The 8,757-nt window shown below is 28.9% G+C and carries 5 protein-coding genes and 2 tRNA genes; all 7 read right to left on the reverse strand.

Annotation, left to right across the window (positions count from 1 at the left end; translation table 4 throughout):
• Positions 1-246, reverse strand: a 246-nt coding sequence (locus tag ACJHWB_RS01370; protein WP_483132575.1) for a hypothetical protein, incomplete at its 3' end; no start/stop codon positions are given.
• A 221-nt stretch (positions 247-467) separates the two neighbouring features.
• A complete protein-coding gene (locus ACJHWB_RS01375; protein WP_483132725.1) occupies positions 468-2,732 on the reverse strand; it encodes a putative immunoglobulin-blocking virulence protein in 2,265 nt (754 codons plus the stop codon).
• Positions 2,733-2,971: 239 nt separating this feature from the next.
• Positions 2,972-4,906 (reverse strand): transketolase-like TK C-terminal-containing protein, encoded by a 1,935-nt coding sequence (locus tag ACJHWB_RS01380; RefSeq protein ID WP_483132726.1) that lies wholly within the window; start codon positions 4,904-4,906, stop codon positions 2,972-2,974.
• A gap of 409 nt (positions 4,907-5,315) precedes the next feature.
• Positions 5,316-7,025 carry an Mhp366/Mhp367 family surface (lipo)protein gene (locus ACJHWB_RS01385; RefSeq protein WP_483132727.1) on the reverse strand — a complete coding sequence of 570 codons (1,710 nt, stop codon included), beginning with the start codon at positions 7,023-7,025 and terminating at the stop codon, positions 5,316-5,318.
• 217 nt (positions 7,026-7,242) lie between these two features.
• On the reverse strand, positions 7,243-8,208 hold the full coding sequence (gene pfkA / locus ACJHWB_RS01390) for a 6-phosphofructokinase (protein ID WP_483132728.1): 966 nt from the start codon (positions 8,206-8,208) through the stop codon (positions 7,243-7,245).
• Between the two features lie 63 nt (positions 8,209-8,271).
• Positions 8,272-8,347 (reverse strand) — tRNA-Lys (locus ACJHWB_RS01395).
• A gap of 3 nt (positions 8,348-8,350) precedes the next feature.
• Positions 8,351-8,436, reverse strand: a tRNA-Leu gene (locus ACJHWB_RS01400).
• Positions 8,437-8,757 lie beyond the last annotated feature (321 nt).

The raw sequence follows: 8,757 nt of genomic DNA on the forward strand, positions 1-8,757 counted from the left end.
TGCATTAATTTTTTTATTTTCACCTTGAAGATCAAATGCAAAACTTGCAGTATTTCCTGTGACATCACTTGCTACAAAATTATTGATGAAAATATCTTGAGTTTTTAGAATTTTCATCAAATAAGGAGCGATAGCAACAGACGCTGCAGTTAGAGCTCCACTAGCTGCAATCATTTTTTTAATACGATTGTTTTTAATAATTACTTGGTCGATTTTTTTACTTTGGGAATTTTGTTTTTTAGCCATTCAAGTTTCCTAATATTTTTTAATTTTCATTAAAGTATAAAACAAAAAAAAAAAAAAAAACTATGTGAAAAAAAGTGAAAATATCCTCATAGCTTTGTTTTTTTATAAATTAAAAATTATAATAAAAAAAGTAAATAAATAAACAAATATTTAAGTTATTTTTTGCAATATATTCAAATTATACAAAACACTAATTAAATTTTAAACAAAACCTTTATTAATTAACTAGTTTGAACTTCAATAGGTATCCCTGAAATAGATGAACCTAGTTTGTCTTTTACCTCTTGAGAACTAACTATAATCTTGTTAAAAGTGTTTCAATCGGTGTTAGCTGCTGAAATAAATTGTGTAAGTTCATCTTCAACATCTCCTTGAATTAAATTCACATCTCCGTCTAAGTAAAATAAAATATCTTTAAGAACCTTACCTGTTGAATCCTTGATTTTTATTGTTGGTGCTTTATCACCTTTATAACCTAATCTGGTTGTAAAATTAGCATTTTGAAAATCACTTATTTGTGCTTCATAAACGTCATTGTCACCTTTTTTAGTAGCTCCAAAAGCAACGCTATTAAACTGAATATTATCTGGCTTTTTGTAAGTTATACTTGGGTCGTCTTCATATTTTCAATTCTTTATGTTATTGTCAAATAGTTTATCCAAAGTGTTAAAATCAATACCTTTAAGAGTTTTTATGCTAGTTGAATCTGAAAAATCTAAGTTATCGGGATAATTACCTTTTTTTGCAGCATTTCCTTCAAAAACTCGTTGGTAAATTTTGCTACCAAAAACTATTTGGAGACCTTCGTTTACTTGTTCAATTTTATCATTTTTATCTCAACGTAAAGTATTAAAAATAATTGATGAAGGAATTTGTTCTCCTGATGATATGTATAAATCAGGATCATGTGGATCAAAGTAATCAAAACTAATTAAATCTACATCTTTGACTGCATTTGGGTTAATTTCTCAATTTGGATCAGTAGTAAAAACATTAGTATTATTTGTAAGTAAAGCTAATTCTTTAAGATGACGACCTTCTAAGCTTCGAAGACCCTTAAGTGAATTTGTATTATCTACATATAAATTCAATCCTTGAACACTCTCTGGTAGTGCTTTTATAATTTCGCTAATGTCTTGAGTCTCTGATTCACCTATATTTTTAATGGTAACTATGTCAAGTTTTAACTTGTCACCCTCTGTTTTGAGAAGCTCAGCAAATGAATCGAAAGCAGTTTTATCTTTAGCATCTAGAGTTATTTGACGAACTGGTTTTTTTGTTGAAAAATCTGGGTTTTTCTCATTTGGTGTATACTCTTGAATAGATACACTTGTTCCATTAATTCCACTTATTTGTTCTGAACTACTAAATTGCTTACTAATGTCTTGTTTAGTTCAGCCTTCATAAACACCTTTGCCAATACTTTCTGGATCTCTTTCCGAAAAACCTGGAATATTAAGAACGCGTTTACTATTTTGTTCACGACCTTCTTTAACTACAGGATCTTGACTTGGATCGATGTATTCTCATTCAAATGGTGATCTTTGAGATGGAAGTTGACCTTGTTTTAAATAAATAATTTCATCTTGTGTAAAATTATTTACATTAAAATTATTTAGTCTATCAAGTTTATCTTGTTCTTTTTCAAGATCACTTTCTCACGGTGCTCTTTCATCTCCATAAGCTTGATTGTAACGCGCAATCTCAGATTCGCTAGCTTTTGTGTCTTTGAATTTCTGAAGTTGTTCCTTATTAGACCTATCCATCTCTTCAAGCTGACTTTTTATAAAATTTATTTGTCTTTGAGTGTCATTAATGGCCACTTCTAATGCTTTAGTTCGACGTTCTTCTGCTAAGTTTTTTAATTTTTCAATATCACCTTTAGCTACTGAAGATGGAGAATTAAGAGTAGTTATAATTTGAGGAACAGTATCTGCTGTTATCGGTGTTAAACTAAGTGTTGCCTTTTTAGGTTCTTCAGCCTTCGCTTGTGGAATTGGTATAACAGCAGGAACTTCGACAACTTTAGGTTGCACACGATTTACAACATCTTTAACTATAGGTTTAGGTTTTGTTGCTGGTTTGTCTTCAACCTTTACCTTTGGAGGTGGAGGTGTGACTTGGACAATTTTAACAATTTGAACTTCTTTTTTAACTACAGGTGTCTTGATAATTTTAGGTGGTTCTTCTTTTTTAGGTAGTTTCTTTGGAGCTTCTACTTCATCAGTTTTAATTATTACTGCAGGTTTTTTAACAACTGGAGGTTTAACGTATTCTGAATTAGAAACTGGACTAGAAAAACTAGTGTCATTAGGTTTGTTTTTTAAAATAATAGAAGGAGCTGAAGAAGAATAATAAACATTAGAGACATATCCTATATCGAAATTATTAGATGATTCAGATATAGCAAAAATAGCAGGCACTGCAACAATAGTACCTAGTAGGCCAATAATAATTTTAGTTTTTTTGGTTAATCTCAAAACCATAATTGCTCTACCTTCCAAAACTTGCTATTCAATTGTAATCTTTTATTATAAACTTTTTTACTTTTTTATATAAAAATCACCTTTTAAATAAATAAATTAATTAGTAAAGTGCGTTTGTAGTAATTTAAGCTTATAACTTATTAATATTTATTAATAACTACATTTTTTTACTTTTTCAACAATATTTAAGTTTTACTTTTTCAAATTTATTTTGATACATCAAAAATATTTAAATATGTTTACAATTTTTTGATTAAAAATTCTTTAATTTTTCCACTAAGATTTGGAATCGAAAATCCTTGGCGTTCATAAACAACATCACCTGGAGCACTTTCTCCAAAGTTAGCTGCTAAGTGAGCTTCAAAACGAGTAAACCGAGCTAGTTTGTATCATAACGAATCATTTGTAGCTTCAATGGCAAAAGCTGGTTTTTGATCAATTTTGAGTTCAGTAATTAAATCTTGGTTATCAACAAGACCTTGCAAATAAGGAACGGAAATAACATTGGCAACAACTCCTTGAGATTCATAGAGTTTTTTTGCTAATTCAAAGGCTAGTTGCACCTCTGAACCAGAAGCTAGCAAACTTATGTCAAAATTTTGGTTATCAGAAATCAAATAAGCTGCTTTAAAGTTTTTTGGTGCTAAATTAAATGATTTAATATATTGACGAGTTGAAATAATTGCGGTTGGTTCATCTTGTTTTGCTAATGCAAATTTAAATGCTGTTAGCATCTCTGATTCATCACAAGGTCGAATTACGTTTAAATTTGGAACAAGTCGTAGCATACCAATTTGATCAACAGGTTGGTGTGTTGGACCATCACCCCCAACTTGGTAAGAGTCATGACTGTAAACAAATAAAGCAGGTAATTTCATTAGCGCAGCCATTCTAATAGCAGATTTTGCATAATCTGCAAATGTTAAAAAAGTAGAACTTACTGCGCGAAAAGCCTTGCTATAAAGCATAATTCCATTATTAATGGCAGTCATAGCAAATTCGCGAATTCCATAGACAATATTTTTATCAGGTCTTAACTTTACTTTAGTTGCAGCAACCAAATCCGCACTTCCACCAATCAAAAAATCAAAATGATCTAATTGAGAAAATATTTGACCAACATAATTTCTAGTGGCAACGTTAGAAATAGTAAATTCAAAGTCACTAATTTGATATTCTACTTTTCCTTCAATAAGTTCCTCAAGCTTAGAAAAATCAGTTTTATATTGTTGTTTGTAAGCTTCTAATTTAGCAACTCATTGTTGATACTTATCATGTTTTTGAGCCATAATTTTTTGGCCTTGTTCTAAAAATTCTTGTTCAGCAAAAAATGGAGTTGTATCTGTAAGCCCTAGTTTTCTTTTGTATTCAATAGTTTGTTCGATGTTTAAAAATCCATGATGACCTACAGGTTTATCTGCTACATTAGTTCCATATGCAATAGTTGTTGGTACTTGAATATATACAGGAAAATTTGCTAATTTGGCTTCAGCAATTGCTTTTGAAATTTCTGCAACACTATTACCTTTTAAAATAATAGGTCTAAAACCAATTGATTCAAAGTATTTAGCAAAATCAACATTATTTACAACAGAACTTCTTGAATCTATTTGAACTTCATTGTAATCATGGATAACAATTAAATTGTCAAGTTTATTGGTACCTGCAAAAGCAAGCGCTTCTAAACCAACACCTTCTTGAAAATCACCATCACCACAAAGAGCATAAACAAAATGATCGATAATTTGTAAATCCGTTTTGTTAAATTTATTTGCTACAAATTTTTCTGCATAAGCCATCCCAATAGCCATAGCTAAACCTTGCCCAAGTGGTCCTGTGGAAGCATCAACATAATCGAATTTGTCAATTTCAGGGTGTGAAGGTGTTTTTGAACCAAATTGCTTATGATTTCTGATATCTTCATCGGAAAGTAGGCCTAAAAAACGATAAACACTATATATTCCAGCAGAACCATGACCTGCAGAAAGCACAAAACGATCTCGATTAATTCATTTTTGATGTCCTGGTTGGATTTGAGAAAAATTTAATTCCTTAGCTAATAAAGTATAAAAAATTTCTGTTGCTCCAAGAGCCATACCAATATGACCATTTCCAGCGCCATTTATCATATCGAGGGATAAAGCTCGTAAGCGCGCAATTATTTTAGTTTCCATAACTCTCCTTTGATTTTTTTATTTTATGTAATTATAGCATTAATTAATAATCAAAATATAATTTATAAAACTAAATAAAATAAACAAAAAAAAGTAAAAATTGTTCTTGTTTTTTACTATATCTCTTGAAAGTTTAGTTTAAATAATTCTTTTTTATAAAATTTAGATTTTAATTGGATAATAAAATAAAAATCTTGTTTTTTTACTTTGTTTTTTTTCAAATCTAGGTTATAATAACATTGATTTCATAAAATATTATGAGATTTTAAATAATTCAATAATAAATATTATTTAAATACCAGGCATATGATAGCCCTTTCTCATAATAATTCTATAAACTGGTGCGCCGGTATGAAACTAAACCCCTCTTCAAAAAGAGGGGTTTTTATTTTTATAATTATTTAATTTTTTAATTATTTTGTAATACAATCTCTTTGCTAGTTGTAATTTTGGGAATCAAATGGATTTGCTCAAAATCTTTTTGATTGCTAGGATAAAATTTTTCTATTTCTTTTTTCAAGTTATATTGTTCAGTTACAAAAGGAACTCCACCTGAAATTGCAATGTATGTATTGAGATTATCATAAAATTCACCATTATTTTGATTGTCATCCGATTTACTTTGGTTACTTTGATTAATAATTGGCTTTTTTTTATTATTTACAAGACCAAAAGCATTTAAAAATTGTAATTCTCCTTTGGAATTAAAAACTCCACTTCCACTTGCTCCTGGGCCATTAGTAGCATAAAAAAACAAAGCAACTGATTTATTAGAAACTTCTGTAGTTGATGCATAAACTCCCTTAAATATATTTTTAATAAGGGTAGCCTTAGGCCAAAATGAAGAAATCATTTTATCATAATTATGATCACCTATTTTTCATAACTTATCAGAAATAACAACCGGTTTAGCTTTAACCATACTTTCTCAAAAAGTAATAAAATCTTGATATTTACTTAAAAAGTTTGTTTTTATTTTATCAATAACATCTTGATTACTAAACTTTATTCCAGCCCAAGTGCTTTCCGAAGGTTTTTTAAAAAAATCAGCTAATTTTTGAATATCTTCAATAAAATGTTTATGTTTAAAGTAAAATAAACCAACATCTGCTTGTTTGTTGTCAAATTTAGTTACAACCTCAAAATAAGGATCTAAAAATTCTTTGAAAAAAACTTGTTGTTTTCTAGCTTGTTCCTCTTTGTCTTCAATTTTAATATTATGAGTTTTTTGTTCTTCTAAGTTTTGTTCAATAGTTTGTTTAACATAAAATAAAAGTGCTAAATCGTTATATTTTAAAATATGAACTTGGCCGTTGTCATATCATTTAAAAATATCATCACTTGGGAGATTTCAAAAATTAACATCTTTATTTTTTTTATTTTGCGTTTTTATCTTTGTTCATAAAACGTGACGGTTTGTGATTAATAAGGTTTTTTCATTATTTGCATCTAAAATAGTTGCTGTTCCGTTTGCTATACGAATATTTCTTTTAAAAATATTTTCATTTTTAGGATCAATATTGCTAATTTTTTGGTTATAAACACCCATGTAATCGAGTTTGTAAATTAATTTACGGTTTTCCTTATCAAAAATGTTAAATTCTTGATTTAAAATTTTATACTTAGTTTTTTCATCAGCTAAAACATGCTTTTCAATATCATTTTCATTTAAATTATAGACATACAAACCATCATTAGCTTTGCCTAAAAATCGTTGATCATTTTCTTTGCCCACAAAGCCGTTTCCAAAATCAATATCAAAACTTAAAGAGTTTTTAGGCAAATCATTTTTCATAGATTTTGCTCGTTCTAAATCTTGATTTGAGATAGATGTAAATGAAACTAAATCTTTTTGCTTATTTTCATTTGCTTTGGATTGTGGTTTTTGCCCTAACTGAGTTTTGTCTCCTTTAGATAATTCTTTTTGAAAATCATTATTTATTTGTTTTGTAGGGTTTACAGCTTTAGAATTTTTAGATACTAAACCTTTAGATTCATTTTTTGACTCTTGTGGCTGTTTAAAATAGTTTATAATGACTTTATCATAAACAAAATAACCACCAACTCCTAAAGTGGCGAGTGAAAATATTGTAATTAAAAATTTAACAAACTTATTCATAACTTTTTTTTATTTTCAATTAATTATAAAATATTATTTGTAAACAATAGTTTTTATTGCAAATAAAAAAACCACTATCGAATATAGTGGTTTAAAAATTATTTAACTGCTAATTTTTTAGCATTTAATTTTTTAGCAAGTTTAGAAGTTTTTAAACGACGTAATTCTCTTCTTTTTGCCATTTGTTCACGACGAATTTTACGCATTATTCTCCTTTTTATGATTGATTAACTTTAGTAATTTTCTTAACTATTGTAGCATTAGTTGTAATTTTTGTATCAAAAACATCTTCCAAAGGGGTTAAAAGAATTGCACCACTTCTATGACTTACTGCAAATCCAGAATCACCATCAATTAATGCCTCAACAGCCCTCATTCCCATTTGAGTTGCCAATATTCTATCAAAAGCAGAAGGTCTACCACCTCTTTGAAGATGTCCTAAAACAACTTCACGAGTATCAATTCTAGTTTTTTTCTGAATATGTTGCGCTAAACCTTTAATATCTTCAATAATATTCTCACTAACAGTAATAACAACACTTTTTCTACCTGTTTTAAACAATCTTGCAACTTCCGCTGCTATATCATCTTTATCAGGTATAAATGTGTTAGTTATTATAATTTCAGAACCCGTAGCCATCGCTGAATAAAGAGCTAAGTCTTGACAATGACGACCCATAACCTCAACTATAAAACAACGTTTGTGCGAAGCTGCTGTATCTCTTAGTTTGTCTATCGCTTCAACAATAGTGTTTAAAGCTGTATCAAAACCAATAGTGTAATCAGTACGAGCAATATCATTGTCAATAGTACCAGGTAAAGCTACAACTTTCAACCCTAATCTATGAAGTTGATAGGCTCCTTTGTATGTACCATCTCCACCTATAACAATCAATCCATCAACATCTTCTTCTTCTAAAATACCTTTAGCGACTTCTTGAACTTCTTCAAGAGCAAAATCAGGATACCGACTTGAACCTAAAATAGTACCACCTTGACTATCAAAATTGTAAGGTCAACGATTGGTCTTACGAACAAACTCACTTGAAAAAATCCCAGTGTATCCATTTTCAATAGGTAAAACTTCTACATTGTATCTAGCAGCGGTTTTTAAAATAGCAGCTATAGCACTATTCATTCCTGGTGAATCACCACCTGATGTTAAAACAGCAATTTTTTTCATAACTCTCCTTTCTCAAAATTAATAAATAATAAAAAAATCATAAAAGTTGGTCATTTAATGAAATGGTACGCCCTAGAGGATTTGAACCTCTGACCCAATGATTAAAAGTCATTTGCTCTACCTGCTGAGCTAAGGGCGCACTTGGTGCTCGAGACTGGACTTGAACCAGCACGGGAATACTCCCAAGGGATTTTAAGTCCCTTGCGTCTACCATTTCGCCACTCGAGCTATAAATACTACTTTTATGATTTAAGATATTTTAACACTTTTTTTCATTTTTTGAGTAAAAAAGTTTTTTTTAACTTTTGTATTTAAAATTTAATTATTTCTACAAAAGCAAATATCAAATTATAGCACATTTTTATTTTTTTAATAAATTTTTTTTGATTTTTTTATTTTAGAACAATCAATAAACAAAACTAATTGAATTTTGATTAGTTTTAAAAGACTATAATTTTGAATTTAATGAATTATTTAACTCTATATTATTATAAACTTTTTTATAAAATTTGTAAATTTTATTTTTATTTTGCAAGTATTTTCCAAAAC

This window comes from Mesomycoplasma sp., assembly GCF_056854695.1.